Consider the following 21,882-nt stretch of genomic DNA (forward strand, 5'->3'; position numbering starts at 1 on the left):
CGTGGTACGACGGCCCCATGGTGCTCGTCCCCGGCGGTCTCGACCTGCTCGGCAGCGACCGCTTCTACGCCGAGGAGCGGCCGGTCGTCGAGGTGGAGGTCGGCGACGTCCGGTGGGACCCGCACCCGGTGACCAACGCCGAGTACGCCGCCTTCGTCGCCGAGACCGGGCACGTGACCGTCGCCGAGCGCGAGCTCGACCCGGCCGACTTCCCGGGCGCCGACCCCGAGCTGCTGGTGCCGGGCTCGCAGGTGTTCACCCAGCCGCACGGCCCGGTGCCGCTCGACGACTGGACCCGGTGGTGGCGCTGGCAGCCCGGCGCGCAGTGGCGGCAGCCGGGCGACGGGCCGACCTGGCGCGAGCTGCCCGACCACCCCGTCGTGCACGTCGGCTGGGAGGACGCCCTGGCCTATGCCCACTGGGCCGGGAAGGACCTGGCCACCGAGGCCGAGTGGGAGCACGCCGCTCGCGGCGGCCTGGTCGGGGCCGACTACGCGTGGGGGGACGAGCTGGCCCCGGCCGGCCGGGTGATGGCCAACACCTGGCAGGGGCCGTTCCCCTGGCGCAGCGAGGACCCGGTCGGGCACGACCGGACCAGCCCGGTCGCGTCGTACCCGGCCAACGGCTACGGGCTCTACGACATGGTCGGCAACGTCTGGGAGTGGACCCGGACGCCGTGGACGCCCGACCACCGCGACCGGCTCGGGTCACCCGAGCCCGCGTCCTCGCCCTGCTGCGGCGGCGCCGTACGGCCGGCGCCGGAGGCGCTGCGGGAGACCGACCGGATGGTCACCAAGGGCGGATCGCACCTGTGCTCGCCGTACTACTGCCGCCGCTACCGGCCCGCCGCCCGGCAGGGCCACGGCGTCCGGGACACGACCTCCCACCTCGGGTTCCGGTGTGTCACCCGTCCCGGCTGACGGTACGGCGGGCGGCACCCCGGCGGACCCGCGCCGTGAGCAGCCCGGCGGCGCTGGCGACGAAGACGACGTCGAAGACCATCTGCAGGAGCACGAGGGCCCGGGCGGCCTGGCCGGTGGCGTGCACGTCGCCGTACCCGACGGTGAGCATGGTGGAGGCGGAGAAGTAGAGCGCGTCGAGCCGGGTGGCGAGGCCGTCGAGCTGCTCGGGCCGGTGGACCTCGAGGGCGTAGAAGGCGTAGGCGAAGACCACCAGGACGGTGACGATGGCGGCGACCAGGCCGTCGACGCGCCGCTCGTCGTCGCGGACCGCCCGGCGCAGCTGCTCGACCAGGGCGGCCGTCAGGCCGACCAGGGCCGCGACCCCGATGGCGGCGCGGACCACCGCCCGGTCCGGCGGGTCGGTGGACACCGGCGCCACCAGGTAGAGGGCCAGGATCGACCCGAGGACCCCGAGCAGTCGCAGCCACCGCACGAGGTCCACCGTGGTGGGCAGGCGCGGGGCGCCGGGTCACCCGGGACGGGTGAGCGGCTGGTCGCGAGGGGCCGCGTGCTCGGCGCCCGGGTGCTGGACACCGTCCCGCCCGTCCGGAAGGTGGTCGCCGAACTGGTGCGCGTGGAGTTCATCGACCGGTCGATGGTCGTCGCCGCCCAGGGGCTGCTGGCCCTGGTGCCGCTGGTCGTGGTGCTGGCGGCGTTCCTGCCGCAGGAGGTGACGGCACTGGGGATCGACCGGTTCGAGTCGGTGACCGGGGTGGGGGAGGCGAGCGCGGACCTGGTCACCGATCAGGTGGCCGGCACCGCCGCCGGGCTGGACGCCTCGGCGGTCCGCACCCAGACCGGGCTGCTCGGCCTCGCGCTGACCCTGCTGTCGGCGTCCAGCTTCGCGCGGGCGGTGCAGCGGATGTACGAGCGGGTCTGGGGCCGCTCCCACGTCGGCGGGTTCCGGGGCCGGCGACTCTGCCTCGGGTGGCTGCTGGGCTGGCTGCTCGCGATGCAGGGGCTCTCGGTGGTCGGCTGGCTCGACGACCGGGTCGGCGGCGTCGCCCTGGACCCGCTCTGGCTGGTCCTGCGGGCCGCGCTCGCGACCGTCCTGTGGTGGTGGACCCTGCATCTCCTGCTCTTCGGCCGGGTGCCCTGGCGCCCGCTGCTCGTCCCGGCGCTGGTCACCGGCGCGGCCGTCGTGGCCTACGCCGCCGGGTCGACGGTGGTGATGCCCCGCTACGCGACGTCGAGCGCCCAGCAGTTCGGGACCTTCGGGCTGGTCCTCGCCGTGGCGACCTGGCTGGTCGGCTTCGCCGGCGTGCTGGTCGTCTCCGCGGTGGTCGGCCGGGTGCTGGTCGAGGACGCGTGGGTACGACGCACCTTCCGCTGGGTCGGCTAGGCCGGGGCGCTGCCCAGCCGCCGCAGCGCCCAGCCCAGAGCGACGAGCACGGCGCCCAGCGCCACGACGAGGGCGGCGACGCCGAACGCGACGACCGAGGTGAACAGGCTGGCGCGGAGGAACGACGCGGTCATGACGGACTCGCGACGCGGGTCGTCCTGGGCGATCTCCGCGTAGGTCTTGCCGTCGGCGATGCCCTCGGCGTGCTTGGCGATCGTGGCCGCCTCGCTGTACGCCGAGAGCGGTCCGGCCACGTCGTTGCCGGCGAACCAGTCGGCGTCGTCGGAGACGGAGATGTTCTCGGCGGCGAGGGTCTGCTGCACCACGACGTACGTCGTGACGCCGGCGACGACCATCAGCGCGCCGACGATGATGACGAGCAGGCCGACGAGGCGTACCGCCGCGTCGGGGCGGGAGGTGACGGGGTTGGAGGTGGCCATGACGTCACCGTCCCGCGAGCGGGGGCGCTGCCTCCTCGCCCGGAACGGGTGGGATCGGGTCCCGGGCCAGCAGCTCGGTGACGAGCAGGACGACCGCCGCCGCGACGAGCAGGGTCAAGGTCCACGCCCCGGTCGGGTGGTCGGCCATCACGTAGGCGAGCACGACCACGCCGGCGACCGTGCCGCGGATCGCGGTGCGGTAGCGGCCCAGGAAGGCGCCGACCGGTCCGGTGTCGAGCCCGGCGCGGTCGGAACCGTGGCGGACGACGTCGAGGCCGCGGGTGGTGCCTCGTCGTACGGCGACCGGGGCGGGACCCGGTCCGCTCACCCAGGCCGCCGCGGCGACGGCGAGGAAGAGCACCAGCACCGCCCGGAGGTTCAGCCGGATGAAGGAGACCAGCTGGTCGTAGATCGCCCCGGCCGCGTCGGCGGGCAGCCGGTCGGTCGGGACCGCGTCGAGGTAGACGACGCGGAAGGCGTTGAGCGCGAGGCCGAGGGCGAGCATCGACCCGGCCACGACGAGGGCGGCCGCCGCCAGGGTCCGGCGCTTGCGCTGTGCGGTGAGCAGCGCGACCCCGAGGAGGACGACGGCGAGCACGGGCAGCACCCGGGCGGCGGCCGAGAGCAGCCGGAAACCACGCTGCGCCCGTTCCACGTCGGCGGACTCGAAGATGGTGAACTGCGCGGTCACGGTCGGGAGTCGAGCGGCCAGCGTGAAGCCGGCGTCGACCAGGCGGGCCTTGACCGCGTCGATCAGCACCGCGAGGTTCAGCCGGACGGCGTTGCCCTCGACCTCGACGCCCTGCCCGGTCTCGCCGGTGAGGACGCCGACCATCTGGCTGTGCGCCTCCCGGTTGGCCTGCTCCCAGGCGGCGGCGAACTCGTCGGACGCCACCAGCCGGTCCACCTGCTCCCGGACGAAGCCCTCGATCCCGTTCGCCAGAGGGGTCGAGAGCGCGTGCAGGCTCGCGGCCACGCGCGGCGGCACGCCGGCGTCCGCGAGCGCGTCGACGGCCTCGCCGGTGACGGCCCGGACGTCGAGCCGGCTGACCAGCTCGCGGGTGATCCTGGCCGAGACGGCCCGTTGGACGGCCGGGTCGTCGGCGAGCGGGGCCATCGTCGCGACGTACCGCTCGGTGTCGGCGACCTGGTCGTGCGCCCAGGTCGCCACGACCGCCGCCGGGGCGACGAGTGCGAGGAGCACCAGGCACGCGACCACGACGACGCTGCGCCACCAGCCGCCGCGCGGCTGGTCCGCCTCGAGGCGCGCGACCTCGGCCCGCAGCTCCGCGAGCCGCTCCCGGCGGTCGTCAGGCTCCACGGGGCCGCGCCGAACGCAGCACGAACGCGGTGGCCACGGCCGCGAGTCCGGTCGCGAAGAGCCAGACGCAGGCGACCAGGACGAACACGCCGAGGGACAGGTCGGGGTAGGCCAGCAGGAAGCCACCGGCCAGCACCGAGAGGATGCCGGTCGCGATGTCCCACCCGCGGCGGCCCGGCACCGGCGACACGATCGCGGCGATCACGTCGACGACACCGGAGACCAGCCACCAGGCGCCGAGCAGGATGCCGATCGCCACGACCGTCTGCAGCGGGTCGCGCAGGCACAGCAACCCGACGATCAGGGCCAGGGCGCCCGACAGCCCGACCAGGGCCCGGACCCCGCCGTCCATCGCGCCGGCGCCCCCGATGGCCGCGACGATCCGGACCACGCCGGAGACCAGGAACTGGATGCCGACCAGCACCGCGAGCACCTTCAGGGTCTCGTCCGGCCAGGCCGCCAGGACGACCCCGCCGCCGAGGGTGACGAGGCCGTAGGCGAGCACCAGACCCCAGTGGTCGGCCAGCATGCGGGCTCCGGGCGGCACCGCGCCGTACGGCAGGGAGGGGTCGGTGTCGATCTCTGCAGGGTGGATCTCGGCGGAGTGGGACACGGCGGGCCTCCCGGCTCGGGGAACGGGTCCGGTCAGCCTGCGGCCGGGCCGCGCTGGCGGGTTCGCCCGAAACGGGTGGACCGGGACCGCCGCGGTCGCCGGACGCTGGCGCCGTGTCCACCCACCCGCTCCCGCGCCCCGTCGACCGCGACCCCGGCCAGGTCCGCACCCTGCTCGAGGGGGTGGCGGCCGTCGCGCTGCTGGCCGGCCTCGTCGGCGGGGTGGCCTCCGCGCTGGTGTGGGCGACGTACCAGGTCGTGGTCCTGCTCCTCACCTAGAGCAGGTGCAGGCTCCGGGCGACCGCGAGGGCCTCGCTGCGCCGGTTGGCGGCGAGCTTCGAGTAGAGGCTGGACACGTGGGTCTTGACCGTGTTCTCGGAGACGAACAGGTTGACCGCGATGTCGGCGTAGGTGGACCCGCGGGCCAGCTCGTGGAGCACGTCGCGCTCGCGGGGGCTCAGCACCGGCAGGACCCGGTCGCCGATGATCCGCTCCCGCTCCTGGGGCGTGGCCGTCGTGGTCGCGTAGACCGCGACGGCGTCGGTCCGGTTCCCGGCGGCGTCGGCGAGCTCCCGGACCCAGGGCGAGACCGGCTGCTCCGCCAGCTGGCGCAGCAGGGGCGCGACGGGCGTGCCGTGGCGCGTCCAGCCGAGGAAGGGGACGGCGTTGCGGCGTACGCCGGTCGCGGACGCTGCGTCCTGCAGCCGCCGGAGCGCGGTGGCCCGGTCGCCCAGCGCATCGAGCGTCTGCGACTCGCAGACCAGAGCGAGCTCGCGGACGGGTGGCTGCGAGCGACCGACCCCGGACGCGGCGGTCGCGAACAGGGCCGCGGCCCGCCGCAGGTCCCCGTCGAGGTCCGCGCGCAGGCCCGCGGCCAGCGCCGCCTCCCCGGTCGCCGCCAGGGCGACGAGGTCCTGCTCGCACGCCCTGATGGTGTCGCCGTCGGCGGCCAGGGCAGCGAGGAAGGCCCGCTCGACGAGGGTCACGACCCGCAGGTGCTCGGGGAGCTGGTCGATCCCGACCGGGAGGTCGAGCGGGGTCTCCAGGATCTGCTCGGCGCGGGAGACCGACCCGGCCCGGAGCGCCAGGCGGGCGTCGCGCACGCGCATCCAGAACCGGGTGCACAGGTCGGCCGTGTGCGCCGGCGGCGGTGTGTCCGGCACGTCGATGGACTCCTGGGTCCAGGGCACGTCGACCAGCTCGGTGAGGAGCAGCACCAGCCCGGCCCGGTCGCAGGCGAAGCGGGGCCGCCACGGCAGCGCGTCGCCGAGCATCCCGACCGCCTCGGTGGCGACCTGCCGCCCGGACCGCTCCCGGCCCGCCATGTACTCGGTCATCGCGAGGTGGGTGGCCGCCGAGATGGCCAGGACCGGCAGCTCCCGGCTGCGGCACAGGCCGATGGCCGTGCTCAGGTCGGCCTGGGCCCGGACCAGGTCGCCGGTCCAGTTCTGGGTGATGCCGAGCTCGGTCAGCAGCTGCGGCATCACGTCGTCGTTGAGGCCGTCGCGCTGCGACGCCCGGACCACCTCGCGGGCGTGCTCGACGGCGGGCCCGAGCGGCTCCAGGCCCAGCCGGGCCCGCATCAGCCGGAGGCAGGCCACGCGCCCGCACACGTTGCGGGCCGCCCCGGGCCCCGGCGTCTCCGCCCGCAGCACCCGGTCCATCCAGTGCCGGGCGCTCTCCACGTCGTTGCCCACCCAGCGCTCGACGGCGATCGGGAACCAGGTGCCGGGATGGTCGGCGACGACGTCGGGGTGGGCCCGGACGAAGCGGGCGACGGTGTCGCCCTGCCCGCGCATCACCATCGTGACGCCCTCGGCCGCCAGCAGGTCGGCGGCCCGGCCGTGCTCGTGGACGGCCACCAGCCGGTCGAACGCGCGCGCGGTCTCGCCGCGCTCGATGTCGAGGCCGACGGCCCGGACCACGGTCGAGCGGGCCTGGGCGACGTCGACGCCTCCCGCGGCCATCCGCCGCCGGATCACCTCGGCGAGGAGCGGGTGGATCCGGTAGCGCGGGTCGTGCTCGTCGGACCAGCCGAGGCGGCGGCGGTCGGGGCCGTCGTCGGTGCCGACGCGGGTCACCAGGAGGCCGGTGGTCTCCAGGTCGTCGAGGATCTCGCCGGCACGCGGGTCGTGCGAGAGGTGACGGGCGGTCGAGACCGACACCTCGCCCTCGGGAGCCACGCACAGCAGCAGGTGCCGCTCGGGCGGGCGGAGGGCGGAGAACACCTCGCTGGCGACCCGGTCGGCGACCCGGTCGGCGACCCGGGCGTCGATGCCGGCGTAGCGGCGGGCGGCCGCGGCCGGGTCGGGCGCGGTCGCGACGGCGCGCGACATCAGGACGACGGCGGCGCACCAGCCCTGGGCGTGGGCACCGATGGTCGCCACCACCTCGGGGTCCTGGGTCCGGGCGTGCGCGGCCACCATCGCCCCAGACTCGGCCTCGTCGAGGCGGAGAACGTCGCCGCGCAGGACCGTGAGGTGGCCGAGGAGCTCCGGGACCAGGCGCCGAAGACGCAGGTCCCACCGGCTGAGAAGCAGGACGCGCAGGGACTCGGGGGCCTGGCTGAGCCGATCGTCGAGCAGCCCCACCGCGGACGGGGGCAGCAGGTGGGCGTCGTCGATGACCAGGAGCCCCGGTGCGTCGGGGCCCAGCAGGCCCCGGAGCCGGCTGGAGTCCCAGCTCACGTCCGCGGTGACCCAGCGGGCCGGTGCCCCACGTCGGTCCAGCCAACCCCCGACGCCGAGAGTCTTCCCGGCTCCGGCAGGCGCCACGACCAGGGTCACCGGGGCCTGGGTCGCCTCGTCGAGCTGGGCCCAGAACGAGGTGCGGGGGACGTAGGTGCGCGGCAGCCGCGGGCCGCCGCGGACGGGTGGGAACGGGGTGGTGGTGGGAGATGGGGAGGAGGTCATGGGGCAGCCCTTCGCCGGAGCCGCCCGGTCGTACGTGCCGATGCATCCCCCCAGTGCGTCGAGCCCGCCACGAGCCGGGTCAACACAGTGGTCACGCTGGTCGGTGCCAGGCCCTCGCCCCCGAGCCGTGCACGTGTGCCGGGGCCCCATCCTCGGCAGTCACGAGGGTAAGCCGCGCTTGCGGCGCCGTCACCCCCTCGTGGGTCGTGCAATCTTGTACCGCCCGGCTACTTCGCGGCGCCGAGCTGCCGGCACAGCGCCCAGATGACCAGGATGTTGAACGACAGGACCACGATCGACCAGAACGGGTAGAACGGCAGGAACGCGAAGTTGGTGACTGCGCCGATCGTCGCGATCGCGATGCCGGCGACGTACCCCCAGGGCTGCGCCGCGAGGATGCCGACGGCGGTGGCCAGGCCGATCACCCCGACGACGAGGTGGATCCAGCCCCAGGTCGTGACGTCGAGCTTGTAGACGTAGTCGAGGCCAGTGACGAAGACGCTGTCCTCGCCGATGGCTGCGATGCCCTCCAGGATCTGGAAGAGGGCGACGGTGGCCAGCATGACGCCGGCGAAGGCGGTGGTGCCGAGGGCGACCAGGCCGCTTGTCGAGTGGTCGTAGGCCCGACCGGACGTGTGGGTGCTCATGGCGAGGGACGCTAGGAGCGGCACCCGGCCCGGATGCTCACCCGCTTCGGGTGACCCCGGCCCGAGAGCGCGAGGACACGGAGCTCAGCGGGTGCGCAGCTGGCTGGCCAGCGCCCACACGACCAGCGCGCTGAAGGCCCTCCAGCAGCTGCATCGACGCGAAGGCGGCGAGCAGGACGCCGGCGAAGGCGCCGACGCCGTACGCGAGTCCGCGGTCCTCGGGGTCGGCCCAGGCGGGGTCGTCGCTTCCGGGGGCGTCGGCGCTGGTCATCGGGGGTCTCCTTCTCGGTGGTCCGCCGCGTCGCGGGGCGCGAGGTCGGCGACGACGGCGCGCAGGGCCGCGGGGGCGTTCTCGGCGAGCCGGGCGTGCAGGAGGACCACGTCCCCGCGCGCGATGCCGCGCTCGACGACGGGGCGGACGTGGTCGAGGTCGGCATCGCTGGTCAGCACCAGCAGGGCGGACGAGCCGGGCTCCAGGTGATCGATGACCTCTTCGAGGAACTGCTGGTCGATGCCGGTGCCGCGCAGCCGCTGGGCGAGTGCGGCGACCCCGGCCCCGGCCGCCGCTCCGACGGCCGGGGCGAGGACGAGTGTGCCGATGAGGGCTCCGAGGACCGACCCCTTGCCGGCCGCGCCGGCGGTGGTGTGGCGCAGGTGGCCGCTCCGCGGCTGGTGCGCCCCCGGCATCCAGGCGACCGTGATGGCGTCGTGGACGGTGAGGGCGTCCCGCTCCTGCAGGCTCTTGAGCCGTACGGCGCCGGCGTCCGCCCCGAGTGGGGTGTCGTAGCGCCACACCGTGAGCGCCGGGCTGCGGTAGGCGCGCTGCCTCTCGTCGTCCTTCACGGCTCTCGCCCCGGATCCACTCAGGCGGCCGCGAACACGTCCCGGAGCGCGGCCTCCTGGTCGTCGCTGAGGTTGGTGAAGATCAGGTCGTCGGGGGCGTGGCCCGCGAACGCGTCCTTCACCTTGTCGACGACGACGTCGGAGGTCATCACGAACAGGGCCGAGGTGCCGGGGGTGACCTGGTCGCGCACCCTGTTGATGAACCGGTCGTCGATGCCGGCGTCCGACAGCGACCCGGCGAGCGCGCCGGTGGCGGCGCCCAGGGCGGCGCCCAGCAGCGGGACGAAGAAGATCAGGCCGAACAGCAGCCCCCAGAAGCCGCCCCCGAGGGCGCCGGCGCCGGTGGTGGACGCGAGCTGGCGGGTCTTCGGCTTCTTCTTGCCGACCTCCCACGACACGGTGGCTGCGTCGTGGAGCGTGATGACGCCCTCAGTCGCGAGGGTCTGCAGGGTCTGCGAGGCTCGCTCGGCCCCGTCGGGGTCGTTGAACTTCCAGACCGTGAGTGTTGCTTGGGCCATGACCGTGCTCCTCGCTCGTGGTGGCGTCTCTTGCCCCCGAGTCCACGTCGCCGTACGACGGGCCCGGCTCACCCGTTCCCGGTGAACGGCGCGGCCGCGATCGCCGCCTCGATGGTGGGGTGCAGCGGCGGCTCGCCCTCGGGCTCGGCGGTCGCGAGCACGTCGCGGACCTGGCCGATGTCCTCGGCGAGCGCGAGCTCGGCGCCGTCGCGGCGCAGGTCGGACCGGAGCTGGACCAGCATCTGGGCGGCGGTGACGTCGACCGACGGCGTCGAGCGGCCGTCGAGGACGACCAGGCGCAGGCCGGGGACGTCGGCGGCCAGAGCACGGACCCGGGTGCGGACGTAGTCGGCGTTGGCGAACAGCAGCGGCGCCTCGACCCGGACGACGAGCACCCCCGGCACGGTGGGGTAGCCCCGGTGGCGTGCCGCGTCGACCCACGGCCGGTCCGGCCCGGCACCGACCGGAGCGAGCGGGACGACGTGCGGCCGCGAGGTGCGGGCGAGCAGCAGGATCAGCGACACCGCGATCCCGATGACCAGCCCGGGCAGGGTGTCGAACACGAGCACGCCGAGGAGGCCCGCGACCGCGGCGAAGAAGTCGGCCCGGCTGGTCACCCGGTAGACCCGCGAGAGCCGGCCGGTCTGGACCCGCCACAGCCGCCGGAGCGAGGCCACGTCGACCAGCTCGACCACCGCGGCGACCACGACGGCGGCCAGCGTGGCCTCCGGCAGCTGCTCGAAGAGGCCGGTCAGGAACAGCAGCGTGAGCACCGTGAGCGCGGCCGCGGTCAGGCCGGAGACCTGGCTGCGGGCCCCGGCCGAGCCGTTGACGGCGGTCTTCGACAGGCTCCCGTTGACCACCATCCCCGAGGTGAGACCGGCACCGAGGTTCGCGGCGCCGAGGCCCAGGAGCTCCCGGTCAGGGTCGATGTCGTAGCCGCTGCGAGCGGCGTACGTCTTGGCGGCGCCGAGGCCCTCGGCGAACCCGACCAGCATCACGCCGACGGCACCCGCGAGCAGGTCGGCGACCTCGCCGCGGCCCAGGTCCGGGAGCCCGAGCACCGGCAGGCCCGAGTCGATGTGGCCGACGATGTCGAGGCCGTCGTCGTCGAGGCCGAGGACGGCGACCAGCCCGATGGAGGCCAGCGCGACCACCAGCGAGCCGGGCAGCAGCGGGACGAACCGTCGGAGCGCCAGCAGCGACGCCAGGCTGCCGAGCCCGACCGCGACAGCCAGGGCTTCGGCGTCGCCGAGGTGGGTGAGGAGGTCCCAGAGCTTCTCGAAGAAGCTGCCCGAGCCCTTGTCGACGCCGACCAGCGCGGGCAGCTGGCCGATCATGATGGTCAGCGCGAGCCCGATGATGAAGCCCTTGGGACCGGCTCGGAGATGAACGACGCCAGGAACCCCAGCCGCAGCGCCCCCGCGGCCACCGCGACCAGGCCGGTGGCCAGCGCGAGGCCGGCGGTCAGCGCGGCGGCGTCGGCCGAGCCCCCCGACACGGTCGCGACCACCCCCGCGGACAGCGCGGCGGTGGCCGACATGGGGGCGACCACCAGGTGCCGCGATGACCCCACGACGGCGTACAGGACGAGGGCCGGCACGGCGGCGTACAGGCCGACGACGGGGGAGACCCCGGCGATGGTGGCGTAGGCGAGCGACTCGGGCACCAGCACCGCCCACACGGTCAGCCCGGCGACCAGGTCGGGACGCAGCCAGGAGCGCGGGTAGGCAGTGAACGACGGCGCGAGGAGCCTCACCTCGCGGGAGGCTAGGTCCGTCGTACGGCGGGCGAGTTCCCCCGGAACAGGTGACGCCGGGCGCGGCCCGGCCGGACGACGGTCGGACCGTGTGGGAGCTCGCGACGCAGCTGGTCCCCGAGATGCTCGGGCTGCTGGTCACGCCTGCCGCGGTCGTCGCGTGCCTGCTCCTGCTCGGCTCGTCGCACCCGTTCCGCAACGTCGGGGCCCTCGCCGGCTCGTTCCTGGCCGTCTACGCCGGCGTCTCGGTGCTGGTGCTCGCCCTCGGCGAGGCCGCGGGTACGACGACCGACGACCCGTCGACCGCGCGCGGCGGGATCAGCCTGGGGGCGGGCGTGCTGTTCCTGGCCGCCGGGGCGTGGTCGTGGGCGCACCCGCCGGCCCGGACCGGCTCGCCGCCGGGCTGGGTGGTGCGCCTGCGCGACCCGGCGCCGCGCCTGGTGGTCGGGGCCGGGCTGCTGCTGGCCGCGGTGAACCCCAACATCGCCATCCTCGCATCCGGTCTCGGGATCGTCCTGACCTCCGACGCCGGGACCGGTGCCCGGCTGGGCGGGGTGGGGCTGCTGCTGGCGGCGAGCATGCTCGACTTCGCCGTACCCACGCTGGTGTTCGTCGTCGCGGGGAGGCGGGGTCGTCGGTGGCTGCGGGACGCGACCGGCTGGCTGCTCGCTCACAACCGCGCGATCGGGGTGGTCGTGCTGGTGGCCTTCGGGCTGCTCTTCGCCGGTCGCGGTCTCGCTCAGCTGGCGGGCTGATCCCGGCGGCTGCCCAGCTGGACCCGGTGCCCGACCAGGGTGAGCACCAGCCAGGACACCGCGAACACGGTCGTGCCGGTCGCGGTGTCGGGTCGCCAGTACCACCCGGTCGAGTCGGTCCCGAGCCGGCCGATCCCGGACAGCAGCAGCGCGGACCCGGCGGCCGCCGTCGCCCAGCCCAGGAACCGCTGCCGCCACCGGTCGGCGAGGAGACCGCAGACCACCGCGACCGCCGGCACGAACACGACCGAGAGCAGCCAGTCGGAGTCGCCCCGGTCGACGACGACGAACAGCCGCGCTCCGACCACCGAGCCGACGACGACGCCCGCGACGAAGAACAGGAAGGCCGAGAGCAGGTACGTCGACACGAAGGAGACGACGGCGCCGACGCCGGCGACCAGCAGCACGGTGGTGGTCGAGGCGCCCAGGGCCGTGGCGAGCAGCCAGCCGGTCCCGAACCCGGCGGCCAGCACGGCGACCCGGACGGAGAAGGCGCCCAGGAAGCACAGGACGGCACCGACGAGGACGAGCAGGGCGGCGGACATGGGGACTCCTTCGTCGTACGGGTCAGAGGTCGCCGGGGGAGGTGAGCGGGGCGTCGGGCGGTGGCCAGGCGAGGGCGGCGGGCCGACCGGCGGCGACCAGGTCCTGGTGGAGCGCCGCGGTCACGTGCGAGGCGACCTGGGGGCCGGCGTCGGGGTGGTGCCAGAACCGGAGGGCGTAGGTGACCCGGTCGGCGTCGACGGCGACCAGCAGCACGTGCGGCGCCGGTGAGGGCAGCACGCCGCGGACGCCCGCCGCGGTGGCGACCAGGGCCTCCCCGGTCGCCGGCCCGGGCTCCGGGTGGGCGATGCGCACCTGGACCTCCGAGCGCACGGCGCCGCGGGTGGAGTGGTTGACCAGTGGCTCGTCCATGAACATCCGGTTGGGGATGTGCACGGTCCGCCCGTCGAGCGCCGCCAGCACGACCGAGCGCGAGTTCAGGTCGGCGACGTGGCCCCGGTGGCCGCCGGACTCGACCAGGTCCCCGAGCCGGACCGGGTGCCGGGTCTGGATGACCAGCGCGGCCCCGAAGTTGTCCGCGATGCCGCGCAGCATCAGGAACGCGGCGCCCACGACCAGCAGCACGGCGGCGAGCAGCGGCTGGACCGGCGCGCCCAGGATGGCCAGCACGACCCCGGCACCGACCAGGATCACGAAGTAGCGCACCACCCGCGCCGCCTGCAGCGCGAGGTCGTCGGCGACGCCCTGGACCCGGTGCCCGAGGTGGAGGGTCGCGCGGGCGGCGTACCGGGCGACGAGGGCCGTGGCGACCGCGATCGCCGCTCCCCACAGCACGCTGGAGACGCTCAGGTCGAGTCCGACGACCGGCACGTCGACGGCCCAGGCGCTCGCGGTCGTGGCCACGCCCCACCGTCGGGCGGTACGACGGGCCCGTGCTTCGCCCGAAACTCGTGAACCCCTGTCCGGGTGGCCGCGCCTACGGTCGCGGCACGTCGAGGGCAGAGGAGGAGTCACGGTGGGCGAGGTCATCGGTGAGCTGCTGCCCGTGGCCCTCGGCGTGGCCGTCTCGCCCGTGCCGGTCATCGCGGTGATCCTGATGCTGCTCGCGCCGCACGCCCGGGCCGCCTCGGTCGCCTTCGGCCTCGGCTGGGTCCTCGGCATCGGCGCCGTGGTGGTCGCCGTCGCGGTGGCCGTCGACCCGGTCGACGACACCGAGGACGGAGACCCCTCGACGCTGGCGGCCGTCCTCAAGATCGTCCTCGGGGTGCTCGCGGTGCTGCTCGCGCTCCGGACCTGGCGCGGCCGGCCGCACCCGGGCGAGGACCCGGTCATGCCGGGGTGGATGAGCGCCCTCGACACCGTCACGGCGACCAAGGCCCTCGGCCTCGGAATGCTGCTGTCCGGGGTCAACCCGAAGAACCTCACCCTGTGCCTGAGCGCCGGCGTCACCATCGGCACCGGTGGGCTGTCCGCCGGGAAGACCGTGGTCGCCGTCCTGCTCTTCGTGGCCCTCGGCTCGTGCACGGTGGTGGTGCCGGTGCTCGCCTACCTGGTCGCGCAGCAGCGGATGCAGCAGCCCCTCGACGAGCTCCGGCAGTGGCTGACCGTCCACAACGCCGCGGTCATGACCGTGCTGCTGCTGGTCATCGGCGTGACGATCCTCGGCCAGGGGGTGGCGGCGTGGTGAAGATGATGATCCGGGTGGACGCCGAGGTGTCCGACGAGCTCGCCGGTGCCTTCCCCCACCTGACGGCTCGCCACCACCGGGCCCAGACCACCCTGACCGGTGAGCTGCTCGACCAGCAGGAGCTGCAGGGGGTGCTCAACCTGCTCAGCTCGCTCGGCATCAGCGTCGTCGAGGTGGTCACGATCCCCGACGACTGAGGGCCCGCGCGGAGACGCTGACGACCGCGGCGACGCCCACGCCGAGCAGGGTCTCCCCGACTCGCTCCCAGAAGCGCGACGTCGCGTCGTCGACGTCGCCGGCGAGCAGCAGCAGGAGCACGAGGAAGGTCGTGAAGAGCGGCGTCAGGTACCAGCCGCTGCCGGCCACGGCGGTCATCGTCATCACGGTCGCGAGCACGAGCAGGGCGACCGCCGGTGCGGGGACGCCCAGGGTCACGGTGGCCACCGCGAGCGCCGCCCCCAGGACGACGTCGGCGACCCGGTTCCAGGAGCGGGTCGCCTGCTGACGCGGGCTCGGCCGCATGACGAGCAGCGCGGCGGTCGGGGCCCAGCCGACGTGCTCGAGGTCGGTGGCGAAGCCGATGGCGGTGCAGACGGCGCCGGTCAGCCCGGCCCGGAGGCCGAACCCGACCAGCCCGCGGTCCGTCGTACGGGCCGGCGGGGGTGAGGGGTCCGGGCGGTCGGATCCGGCGGGCCAGGCCAGGCCGACCAGGGCCGCCCATACCGAGCCGGCGACCATCACGGCGCCGAGCCGCCCGACGGTTGCGAGCCCCGGGAAGCTGAACCCGACCGCGGTCAGCGGCAGGCAGAGGTAGAGGACCAGCGACAGTCGGGGCCGGACGCTGGCCACCCGGGCGGCGCCGACCGCGAGCACCAGGATCCCCATGACGGCGGCTGGCGGCCACCGGGCGAGCAGCCCGCCCAGCACGAGCGACGCGGCGACGAGGACGCCGAGCAGTGCGACTCGGGCGCGGTCGCGGCGGCGCGGCGGCAGCGGGACGGCGGTCGCCGGCACCAGGCCGACGGCCAGCACCGCCCCCAGTCGGACGTCGCCCGCCGCGACCACGGCCGCGGGCGCGCCGAGGACGGCACCTCGGACCAGCGCCGCGCGGTCCCAGGCGACGCGCGGGGGCGTCACGACGGGTGCACCGCGTGGACCGGGCCGGGCGGCTCACCCGTCGCGGCCGCGACCGCGGCCCACGTCGACGCGCCCAGCACCTCCGTGGCCGGTACGACGTGCAGGTGGCCGGCCGCCCCGGCCAACGGGCCGTCCCGCCATGAGGCGGCGACGTCCGGGTCGACCCCGGTCAGGTACAGCTCGCCGCCGGCGGTCGCGAGCAGCTGCGCGTAGTCGCCGACGACCTTCAGGAACGTCGCGCCGAGGGTGGTCCGGCCCCGCAGCCGCAGCACCACCACGGGACCGCCCGGCCGCGGGACCGGCAGCCGGCGCTGGAGGGTCCGCGCGCCGGCGTAGAACAGCGACCCGTAGACGTTCACCACCACGACGTCCCCGGGCCCGACCTCGGGCGGGAGCGGCTCCTCGCGCACGGCGCCGTCGGGGGTGCGGACCAGGCGGACGACCCGCAGGTCGAGGGAGTCCTGGTTGAGCTGGAGGAGGAGGGACGCGACCACCCCGACCGCCACCGCCTCGGCCACCGGGAGGACCAGGACGGCCCCCAGGGTGCCGAGCATGGCGACCGCCGGGATCCGGCCGGCCCGGGCCACGGCGAGCAGCTCGCGCGGGTGGATGCTGCCCCAGCCGGCGTAGACGAGGACGGCCGCGAGGGTAGGCATCGCCACCTCGCCGACGACGCCCGAGAAGGCCAGCAGGATGACCGCCATCCACAGGCCCGACCAGATCGACGCCCAACGCGAGCGGGCGCCGGCGCTGACGTTGAGGGCCGTCTGCCCGACGGACCCGCCGACCGGCATTCCGCCCAGCAGGCCGGAGGCGGCGTTGGCCAGGCCCTGGGATGTGAAGTCGCGACGGGTCGAGGTGGGGGAGCCGTCCGGGTTCGGGACCGCCTCGGCCACGCCGACGCCCTGGACGAGGACCAGGGCGGCGACGGCGAGCGCGCCGCCGACCAGCGAGAGGTCGAAGGCCGCCGGGTCCGGGATCCGGGGCGGCGGCAGACCGTGCGGGATCCGGCCGGTGTCCTCGACCAGTGCCACCGTCCCGGCCCCGAGCAGAAGCACGGCGACGGTCGGGACGGCGAGGGCCACCAGCGACCCCAGCACCGCCACCGGTGTCCGGCCCAGGACGACCAGGGCCAGCAGCGCGACCAGGCCCGCGGCGGCGGACGCACCGTCGACGTCCGGCAGCCGTCGTACGACGTCCGCGGCGCGGGTGATCGCCAGGTCCCCGTCGGCGGCGATCCCCAGCAGGTCGGGCAGCTGTCCGAGGACCATGTTGACCGACACCCCGGCGAGGAACCCGACGAGGACGGAGCGGGACACGAAGCGGGCGAACCGGCTGAGGTTGAGCAGCGCCGCCGCGACCATCGCCGCACCCGCCATCAGGGTCAGCCACAGCAGCGCGTCCGAGCGCTGGTCGGGACCGAACGACTCGACGGCGGAGCCGGCGGCCAGGGCGGCCGCGCTGGTGGTCGTGACGACCATCAGCCGGCTCGAGCTGGACACCCCACCGGCGACCGGCCCGGCGAGGGAGGCGTAGAGACCGTGGGCCGGATTGACCCCGGCCAGCACGCTCGCCGCCATCCCGTCCGGGACGCTCGAGACGGCACCCGGCAGCCCGGCGACCAGGTCGGAGCGGAAGTGCCGGCGCCGGGGCCGCAGGTCGCCGAGCCAGGCCTGGATCCACGCGCGGGACTCCGGCTCGTCGCCGCTCACGGTGCGTCGCGGTTGGCCACGAGCGGGCTGAGCCACCGGTTCGCCGGGTCGGCGTCCACGAGCAGCGACCGGACCAGCAGGCTCAGCGGGATGGCCAGGATCGCGCCGAGCGGCCCGATGACCCACGACCAGAACACCAGCGACAGGAAGGTCAGCGTCGTCGACAGCCCGACCGCGTCGCCGACGACCTTCGGCTGGATGACCGACTGGATCACCACGTTGAGCACCGAGTAGACGACCACGACCGCGAGGAACAGCCCCGGACCGCCCTCGAGCAGCGCGAGCACCGCCGGCGGGACCAGGCCGATGACGAACCCGATGTTGGGGATGTAGTTGGTCAGGAACGCCAGCAGCCCCCACAGGACCGGCGCGGGTACGTCGAGCAGCGCGAGCACGGCGGTGTCGAGCACGGCGACGATGAACCCGAAGACCGTGGAGACCACCAGGTAGCTGCGGGTCCCGCGGGCGAAGGTCGCCAGCGCGTCGACCAGCCCGGGCCGCACCCGGGCGGCCTCGGTGAGGTGCCGGGGGAACTGGCCGCCGTCGATGGTCATGAAGAGGACCAGGGTCACGATGAACACCAGGTTCGAGGCGACGCCGAGGACGCCGGTCACCGCCCCGGTCACCAGGCCCGTGAGCCGGGAGAGGTCGAACGAGTCGGCGACGTGCTGGACCTGCTCGGGGGAGACCCCCAGCTGGTGCAGCCGGTCGGCCCCGTCGGCGACCCAGGCGTTGAACTCCGCCTCGTAGTCGGGCAGCAGCGTTGCGAACCGGGCCGTCGCGGCGACCAGGGTCACCGCCAGGCCGACCATGACCAGGTTGACCACCAGCAGGCAGATGAGCGTCGCGAGCCAGGAGGGCAGGGAACGGTCGAGCCACCCGCGCAGCGGGTGGGCCGCGATGGTGAGGACCAGGGCCAGGAACGCCGGTCCGAGCAGGGAGGCGGCGCCACGCATCCCGGCGATGACGATGACCGCGGCGGCCAGACCGAGGAGCACCACCAGTCCGCGCGGGAGGCCGGCATCGGGGGCGCGCGACCGAGTGCTGTCCACCCCCGGATGGTCGGTGCGCGCGGCCTTGCTGCGGGTCACCTGATTGGGGTGACCCCCCGTCGTGCGGCGCGCTCCTAGCCTGCGTACGACGAGCCGACACGAGGGAGATGGCCGATGGAGCGAGGACCAGTCGAGGTGCTGTGCCTGGCGTTCCCGCTCGGGGTGGGCCCCGAGCGCATGACCGACGTCCTGCGCCGTCCGGTCGACCAGCAGGCGGTCCGCCTGATCGACCTGGTCTTCCTGCTGCGCGACGACGACGGCGTCCTGGAGGCGCGCGACGTCGAGCACGAGATGTTCCGGATCCCCGAGCTCGCCGGCCTCACCTTCGACCCGCACACGCTGCTCTCGGGAGAGGACCTGGAGACCTTCGCGGTGTCGCTCCCGCCCGACCAGCAGGCCGTGGTGGCGGTGATCGAGCACGTCTGGGCCCGCGACGTCAGCCGGCAGCTCGACGACCTGGGCGCCGAGCTCGCGTTCTACGCCCGGATCCCCGAGGCCGACGTCACGGTGGCCTACGCGGCCGAGAGGAGCTGATCATGCTGATGCGACGTTTCGGCCGGCCCGGCCTGCTGGGCACCGTGGCCCGCACCGCGGTCATCGCCGGCACCGCCACCGCGACCCGCAACGCCCTGGACCGCCGGCAGCAGCGCAACGCCGAGCAGGAGGCGGAGGCCGAGGCCTTCGAGCAGCAGGCGGCTGCCCCGGCCGCGGCCGCCCCGGCCGGCCTCGGCGACCAGCTCACCCGACTGGCCACGCTGCACGAGTCCGGTGCGCTGACCGACGAGGAGTTCGCCGCCGCGAAGCTCCGGCTGCTCGGGTAGCCCGGTGGACGCCGGCTGGCTCGTCGCGGCGCTCGGCGCGACGGCGGCGCTGCTGCACGCCGCCGTCTGCGTGGTCGCGCTCGGCGTCCTGCCCGCCGGCCGCAAGCCGTCGACGGCGATGGCCTGGCTGATCCTGGTGCTCGCCGTCCCGTTCCTCGGCGTGGTCGCCTTCCTCCTCGTCGGGTCGACCTCCGTCGGCCGCCGACGGCGCACGTGGCAGCGTGAGGTCAACGACCGCGTCCTCGCGGCCGTCCCCGCGCAGCCCGTCGTACGGGAGCCGCCGTCGGGGGAGGTCGCCGGGATGGCGGAGCTCAACCACCGCCTCGGCGCGTTCCCGATGTCCCACGACAACACCGTCGAGGTGCTGCCCGACTACCAGGGCAGCATCGACGCGATGCGCCGGGAGGTCGAGCGGGCCGAGCGCTTCGTGCACGTGGAGTTCTACATCGCCGCATGGGACGAGGCCACGGACGCGTTCTTCGAGGCACTGCGGGCCGCGGTCGCCCGCGGCGTGGAGGTCCGGCTCCTCTTCGACCACCTCGGGAGCCGCGGCGTCCCGGGCTACCGCGACCTCCTGCGCCGGCTGCAGGACGCCGGCATCAGACACGCGCCGATGCTGCGCATCGACCCGCTCCGCGGCGAGGTCCGTCGCCCCGACCTGCGCAACCACCGCAAGATCCTGGTCGTCGACGGCCGGGTCGGCTTCATCGGCTCGCAGAACCTCATCGAGCCCGGGTACGACGACCCCGGCAACCACCGGCGCGGCCTGACCTACCGGGAGCTGGTCGCCCGGGTCAGCGGGCCCGCCGTACGACAGCTCGCGGTGGTGTTCGCCACCGACTGGGTCGCCGAGACCGGCGAGCCGGTGTCGCACACGCTCGGCCCGGCCGCTCCGGACCCGTTCGCGGCGGGCGTCCCCGGCGTGGCGGCCCAGGTGGTCCCGTCGGGGCCGGGCTTCGCCACCGAGAACAACCTGCGCCTCTTCAACTCGATGCTGTACGCCGCCCGCCGCCGGATCTCGCTCACCTCGCCGTACTTCGTCCCCGACGAGACGCTGCTCTACGCCGTGACCACGGCCGCCCAGCGCGGGGTCGAGGTGGAGCTCTTCGTCTCGGCCGTCGCCGATCAGTTCATGGTCGCCCACGCCCAGCGCTCCTACTACGGCGCGCTGCTCGACGTCGGCGTGCGCATCTGGCTCTACCCGGCGCCGTACGTCCTGCACGCGAAGTTCCTCACCGTCGACGACGACCTCGCGGTGATCGGCTCGTCCAACCTGGACTACCGCTCCTTCGCGCTCAACTACGAGTGCGTCCTCTTCGCCCGGAGCACGGCGCTGGTCGAGGAGCTGGGGGCCGTCCAGGACGGCTACCGCGCGGCGTCGACCGAGCTGACCGCCGAGCAGTGGCACGGGCGCGGCTGGTGGACGGCGTACGTCGACAACGTCATGCGGCTCACGGCCGCACTGCAGTAGTCGTCCGCTCGTCGGCCGCCCGCTCGTCCGCCTCGGCCAACCGCTCCAGGAAGCCGCCGATCCAGTCGAGCAGCGAGCTGACCAGCCACGCCGCGACGGCGTACACGAGCATGGCGAAGAGCACCGACGTGTCGAGCACGGCCCCGACCTCCTGGCTGCCGCTCAGCCCCAGGTCGATCGGCGTGAAGATGCCGCGGAACGGCTCCATCGTCCGGTCGAGCGAGCGGTAGGACCACGCCACGAACGACGCGTCCGGGTTGGCCCCGAACAGCAGCAGCGTGAACCCGAGCGCCAGCACCGCCTCGGTCACGACGACGTAGGCGTAGACGATCCAGGCCAGGGCGCGCACGCCGAGCAGCGCCACGCGGCGGTGGGGGTGGACGTGCGGGAGGTCGGTGGACACCCCGCGAACCTGCCGCCGCCCCGCCCGCCCCCGCCTCACCCGACCCAGGTGAACCGGCACCCCCGGTGTCCTCCGCCCGTGCTCCCCACCGGTGCTCCTCACCGGTGGTCGAGCAGTGAAGGACGAAGTCCTGAACGCCCGTCGAGACCCCCGCAGCCAACAAACGACCTCGCGTGGGGTCGACTGTGCCGCCCCCGACGGTCCTCGCGCCCGTGGACCCCGCCGGTGGTCGAGCAGTGAAGGACGAAGTCCTGAACGCCCGTCGAGACCCCGCAGCCCCGCCGCTGACCTCACTCGAGTCGGCCTCTGCCGCGGCGTCTGCGCTTGACACCAGGCCGGTTCAAAGACTTTTACAGAGACAAGGGGGCTCACCGTCCGCGGTGATCAAGGGCCATCACGAGCCTGCTGGTCGGCCCTCGGTTCCTTCGGGTCGACCGTTCGAACAAGGCTGTGAACAACCCTCGCATTCGATAACCTGTTCGACTAGAATGACGGCATGGCTCGGGACCTCGACGACTGCGACACCGCCTCGGCGGTGCTGTCCTACGTGCGCTCCGAACGACGAGACGAACTGCGCGCGGCCGCGAACCAGCTCGCCGCCGCCGTCACCTGGGCCGGGATGCACTCCACCGACTCCCTGCACGATGCCGCCGCGGTGTGGATCCCGGGGGGTGAGGACGAGATGGCCATCGCCGGACCCGGTGCACCCCTGATCGCCGAGTTCAGTGTGCTGGAGTTCTCCGCCGCGCTGGGCCTGTCGTCGGACTCGGGGCGGATGTACCTCGGCCACGCCGTCGAGCTCGCCCACCGACTGCCCAGGGTCTACGGACGCGTCCAGTCCCTCGATCTGCCGGTGTGGAAGGCGCGACGGATCGCGGCGGAGACCATCGACCTGCCTGAGGACGGTGCCGAGTTCGTCGACACCCACGTCGCCTCAGTGGCGCACAAGATCTCCATCGCCCAACTCGACCGCACCATCGAAGA

Annotated in this window: 25 protein-coding genes and 2 pseudogenes; 10 read left to right on the forward strand and 17 right to left on the reverse strand. The window is 74.6% G+C overall.

What is annotated here, in order from left to right:
• Positions 1-17: 17 nt before the first annotated feature.
• Positions 18-920, forward strand: coding sequence for an SUMF1/EgtB/PvdO family nonheme iron enzyme (locus tag V7S47_RS20660; RefSeq protein WP_336563333.1), 903 nt, complete (start codon positions 18-20; stop codon positions 918-920).
• Here the strand turns inward: V7S47_RS20660 and V7S47_RS20665 are convergent.
• Positions 904-1,395: a potassium channel family protein gene (locus tag V7S47_RS20665; protein WP_336563334.1), complete on the reverse strand. Its 492-nt coding sequence runs from the start codon at positions 1,393-1,395 to the stop codon at positions 904-906. The two genes, V7S47_RS20660 and V7S47_RS20665, sit on opposite strands and share 17 nt — an antisense overlap.
• A gap of 75 nt (positions 1,396-1,470) precedes the next feature.
• Here V7S47_RS20665 and V7S47_RS20670 point away from each other — a divergent pair, with 75 nt between their 5' ends.
• On the forward strand, positions 1,471-2,304 hold the full coding sequence (locus V7S47_RS20670; RefSeq protein ID WP_336563335.1) for a hypothetical protein: 834 nt from the start codon (positions 1,471-1,473) through the stop codon (positions 2,302-2,304).
• Here V7S47_RS20670 and V7S47_RS20675 read toward each other — a convergent pair.
• From V7S47_RS20675 to V7S47_RS20685, 3 genes are read right to left on the reverse strand one after another with little or no spacing between them, the layout of a single operon-like run.
• On the reverse strand, positions 2,301-2,744 hold the full coding sequence (locus V7S47_RS20675) for an aromatic ring-opening dioxygenase LigA (RefSeq protein WP_336563336.1): 444 nt from the start codon (positions 2,742-2,744) through the stop codon (positions 2,301-2,303). The two genes, V7S47_RS20670 and V7S47_RS20675, sit on opposite strands and share 4 nt — an antisense overlap.
• A gap of 4 nt (positions 2,745-2,748) precedes the next feature.
• Positions 2,749-4,065: a hypothetical protein gene (locus V7S47_RS20680; RefSeq protein WP_336563337.1), complete on the reverse strand. Its 1,317-nt coding sequence runs from the start codon at positions 4,063-4,065 to the stop codon at positions 2,749-2,751.
• Positions 4,055-4,678, reverse strand: coding sequence for an HdeD family acid-resistance protein (locus V7S47_RS20685; protein ID WP_336563338.1), 624 nt, complete (start codon positions 4,676-4,678; stop codon positions 4,055-4,057). Before V7S47_RS20685 ends, V7S47_RS20680 begins: the two co-directional genes overlap by 11 nt.
• Positions 4,679-4,791: 113 nt before the next feature.
• Between V7S47_RS20685 and V7S47_RS20690 the strand changes: the two genes are divergently transcribed.
• Positions 4,792-4,956: a hypothetical protein gene (locus tag V7S47_RS20690; protein ID WP_336563339.1), complete on the forward strand. Its 165-nt coding sequence runs from the start codon at positions 4,792-4,794 to the stop codon at positions 4,954-4,956.
• On the opposite strand, the gene V7S47_RS20695 is transcribed toward V7S47_RS20690, so the two are convergent.
• The 7 genes and pseudogenes from V7S47_RS20695 to V7S47_RS20725 all read right to left on the reverse strand — a co-directional run.
• The gene (locus tag V7S47_RS20695; protein WP_336563340.1) at positions 4,953-7,589 is read right to left on the reverse strand and encodes a helix-turn-helix transcriptional regulator; all 2,637 of its coding nucleotides are present in this window, start codon (positions 7,587-7,589) and stop codon (positions 4,953-4,955) included. The genes V7S47_RS20690 and V7S47_RS20695 overlap by 4 nt on opposite strands.
• A 227-nt stretch (positions 7,590-7,816) precedes the next feature.
• Positions 7,817-8,236, reverse strand: coding sequence for a DUF7144 family membrane protein (locus tag V7S47_RS20700; protein ID WP_336563341.1), 420 nt, complete (start codon positions 8,234-8,236; stop codon positions 7,817-7,819).
• Between the two features lie 37 nt (positions 8,237-8,273).
• A complete protein-coding gene (locus V7S47_RS20705) occupies positions 8,274-8,507 on the reverse strand; it encodes a hypothetical protein (RefSeq protein ID WP_336563342.1) in 234 nt (77 codons plus the stop codon).
• Positions 8,504-9,079, reverse strand: coding sequence for a DUF1269 domain-containing protein (locus V7S47_RS20710; protein WP_336563343.1), 576 nt, complete (start codon positions 9,077-9,079; stop codon positions 8,504-8,506). Before V7S47_RS20710 ends, V7S47_RS20705 begins: the two co-directional genes overlap by 4 nt.
• Positions 9,080-9,099: 20 nt before the next feature.
• Positions 9,100-9,597 (reverse strand): DUF1269 domain-containing protein, encoded by a 498-nt coding sequence (locus V7S47_RS20715; RefSeq protein ID WP_090858848.1) that lies wholly within the window; start codon positions 9,595-9,597, stop codon positions 9,100-9,102.
• A gap of 68 nt (positions 9,598-9,665) precedes the next feature.
• Positions 9,666-10,304 (reverse strand): STAS domain-containing protein, encoded by a 639-nt coding sequence (locus tag V7S47_RS20720; protein WP_336563357.1) that lies wholly within the window; start codon positions 10,302-10,304, stop codon positions 9,666-9,668.
• Positions 10,299-11,356: pseudogene (locus V7S47_RS20725) on the reverse strand (SulP family inorganic anion transporter); the annotation flags it as partial. The gene V7S47_RS20720 and the pseudogene V7S47_RS20725, both read right to left, overlap by 6 nt.
• An 89-nt stretch (positions 11,357-11,445) precedes the next feature.
• Here V7S47_RS20725 and V7S47_RS20730 point away from each other — a divergent pair.
• Complete coding sequence (locus V7S47_RS20730) at positions 11,446-12,111, forward strand: GAP family protein (RefSeq protein WP_336563344.1); 666 nt, start codon at positions 11,446-11,448, stop codon at positions 12,109-12,111.
• Here the strand turns inward: V7S47_RS20730 and V7S47_RS20735 are convergent.
• Both V7S47_RS20735 and V7S47_RS20740 read right to left on the reverse strand, forming a co-directional pair.
• On the reverse strand, positions 12,096-12,656 hold the full coding sequence (locus tag V7S47_RS20735; protein WP_336563345.1) for a hypothetical protein: 561 nt from the start codon (positions 12,654-12,656) through the stop codon (positions 12,096-12,098). The two genes, V7S47_RS20730 and V7S47_RS20735, sit on opposite strands and share 16 nt — an antisense overlap.
• A gap of 22 nt (positions 12,657-12,678) precedes the next feature.
• Positions 12,679-13,518: a mechanosensitive ion channel family protein gene (locus tag V7S47_RS20740; protein ID WP_336563346.1), complete on the reverse strand. Its 840-nt coding sequence runs from the start codon at positions 13,516-13,518 to the stop codon at positions 12,679-12,681.
• Positions 13,519-13,630: 112 nt separating this feature from the next.
• Between V7S47_RS20740 and V7S47_RS20745 the strand changes: the two genes are divergently transcribed.
• Positions 13,631-14,302 (forward strand): GAP family protein, encoded by a 672-nt coding sequence (locus tag V7S47_RS20745; RefSeq protein WP_336563347.1) that lies wholly within the window; start codon positions 13,631-13,633, stop codon positions 14,300-14,302.
• Positions 14,296-14,499 (forward strand): hypothetical protein, encoded by a 204-nt coding sequence (locus tag V7S47_RS20750; protein ID WP_090858829.1) that lies wholly within the window; start codon positions 14,296-14,298, stop codon positions 14,497-14,499. Before V7S47_RS20745 ends, V7S47_RS20750 begins: the two co-directional genes overlap by 7 nt.
• On the opposite strand, the gene V7S47_RS20755 is transcribed toward V7S47_RS20750, so the two are convergent.
• The 3 genes from V7S47_RS20755 to V7S47_RS20765 are packed head-to-tail and all read right to left on the reverse strand — an operon-like array spanning position 14,480 to position 18,203.
• Positions 14,480-15,439, reverse strand: a complete 960-nt coding sequence (locus tag V7S47_RS20755) for an FUSC family protein (protein ID WP_336563348.1) — start codon at positions 15,437-15,439, stop codon at positions 14,480-14,482. The two genes, V7S47_RS20750 and V7S47_RS20755, sit on opposite strands and share 20 nt — an antisense overlap.
• Positions 15,436-17,151, reverse strand: coding sequence for a SulP family inorganic anion transporter (locus V7S47_RS20760; RefSeq protein WP_336563349.1), 1,716 nt, complete (start codon positions 17,149-17,151; stop codon positions 15,436-15,438). Before V7S47_RS20760 ends, V7S47_RS20755 begins: the two co-directional genes overlap by 4 nt.
• Entirely contained in the window at positions 17,148-18,203 is a 1,056-nt protein-coding gene (locus V7S47_RS20765; RefSeq protein WP_336563350.1) for an AI-2E family transporter, read from the reverse strand. The genes V7S47_RS20760 and V7S47_RS20765 overlap by 4 nt, the downstream gene beginning before the upstream one ends.
• A gap of 114 nt (positions 18,204-18,317) precedes the next feature.
• Here V7S47_RS20765 and V7S47_RS20770 point away from each other — a divergent pair, with 114 nt between their 5' ends.
• The 3 genes from V7S47_RS20770 to cls are packed head-to-tail and all read left to right on the forward strand — an operon-like array spanning position 18,318 to position 20,495.
• On the forward strand, positions 18,318-18,737 hold the full coding sequence (locus V7S47_RS20770) for a DUF6325 family protein (protein WP_336563351.1): 420 nt from the start codon (positions 18,318-18,320) through the stop codon (positions 18,735-18,737).
• Positions 18,738-18,739: 2 nt separating this feature from the next.
• A complete protein-coding gene (locus V7S47_RS20775; protein ID WP_336563352.1) occupies positions 18,740-19,024 on the forward strand; it encodes an SHOCT domain-containing protein in 285 nt (94 codons plus the stop codon).
• Between the two features lie 4 nt (positions 19,025-19,028).
• Entirely contained in the window at positions 19,029-20,495 is a 1,467-nt protein-coding gene (cls, locus tag V7S47_RS20780; protein WP_336563353.1) for a cardiolipin synthase, read from the forward strand.
• Here the strand turns inward: cls and V7S47_RS20785 are convergent.
• Positions 20,476-20,898 (reverse strand): hypothetical protein, encoded by a 423-nt coding sequence (locus tag V7S47_RS20785; RefSeq protein WP_336563354.1) that lies wholly within the window; start codon positions 20,896-20,898, stop codon positions 20,476-20,478. The two genes, cls and V7S47_RS20785, sit on opposite strands and share 20 nt — an antisense overlap.
• A gap of 496 nt (positions 20,899-21,394) precedes the next feature.
• Between V7S47_RS20785 and V7S47_RS20790 the strand changes: the two are divergent.
• A pseudogene (locus V7S47_RS20790) lies at positions 21,395-21,882 on the forward strand (HNH endonuclease signature motif containing protein); the annotation flags it as partial.

Source organism: Nocardioides sp. CCNWLW216 (assembly GCF_037120545.1).
Classification (GTDB): domain Bacteria; phylum Actinomycetota; class Actinomycetes; order Propionibacteriales; family Nocardioidaceae; genus Nocardioides; species Nocardioides lianchengensis.

Bases quoted from the DNA above. Each gene is read 5' to 3' on its own strand.
- V7S47_RS20705 (WP_336563342.1), bottom strand. From the start codon at position 8,507: ATGACCAGCGCCGACGCCCCCGGAAGCGACGACCCCGCCTGGGCCGAC.
- V7S47_RS20735 (WP_336563345.1), bottom strand. From the start codon at position 12,656: ATGTCCGCCGCCCTGCTCGTCCTCGTCGGTGCCGTCCTGTGCTTCCTG.
- V7S47_RS20695 (WP_336563340.1), bottom strand. From the start codon at position 7,589: ATGACCTCCTCCCCATCTCCCACCACCACCCCGTTCCCACCCGTCCGC.
- V7S47_RS20715 (WP_090858848.1), bottom strand. From the start codon at position 9,597: ATGGCCCAAGCAACACTCACGGTCTGGAAGTTCAACGACCCCGACGGG.
- V7S47_RS20775 (WP_336563352.1), top strand. From the start codon at position 18,740: ATGCTGATGCGACGTTTCGGCCGGCCCGGCCTGCTGGGCACCGTGGCC.
- V7S47_RS20660 (WP_336563333.1), top strand. From the start codon at position 18: ATGGTGCTCGTCCCCGGCGGTCTCGACCTGCTCGGCAGCGACCGCTTC.
- V7S47_RS20770 (WP_336563351.1), top strand. From the start codon at position 18,318: ATGGAGCGAGGACCAGTCGAGGTGCTGTGCCTGGCGTTCCCGCTCGGG.
- V7S47_RS20700 (WP_336563341.1), bottom strand. From the start codon at position 8,236: ATGAGCACCCACACGTCCGGTCGGGCCTACGACCACTCGACAAGCGGC.
- V7S47_RS20675 (WP_336563336.1), bottom strand. From the start codon at position 2,744: ATGGCCACCTCCAACCCCGTCACCTCCCGCCCCGACGCGGCGGTACGC.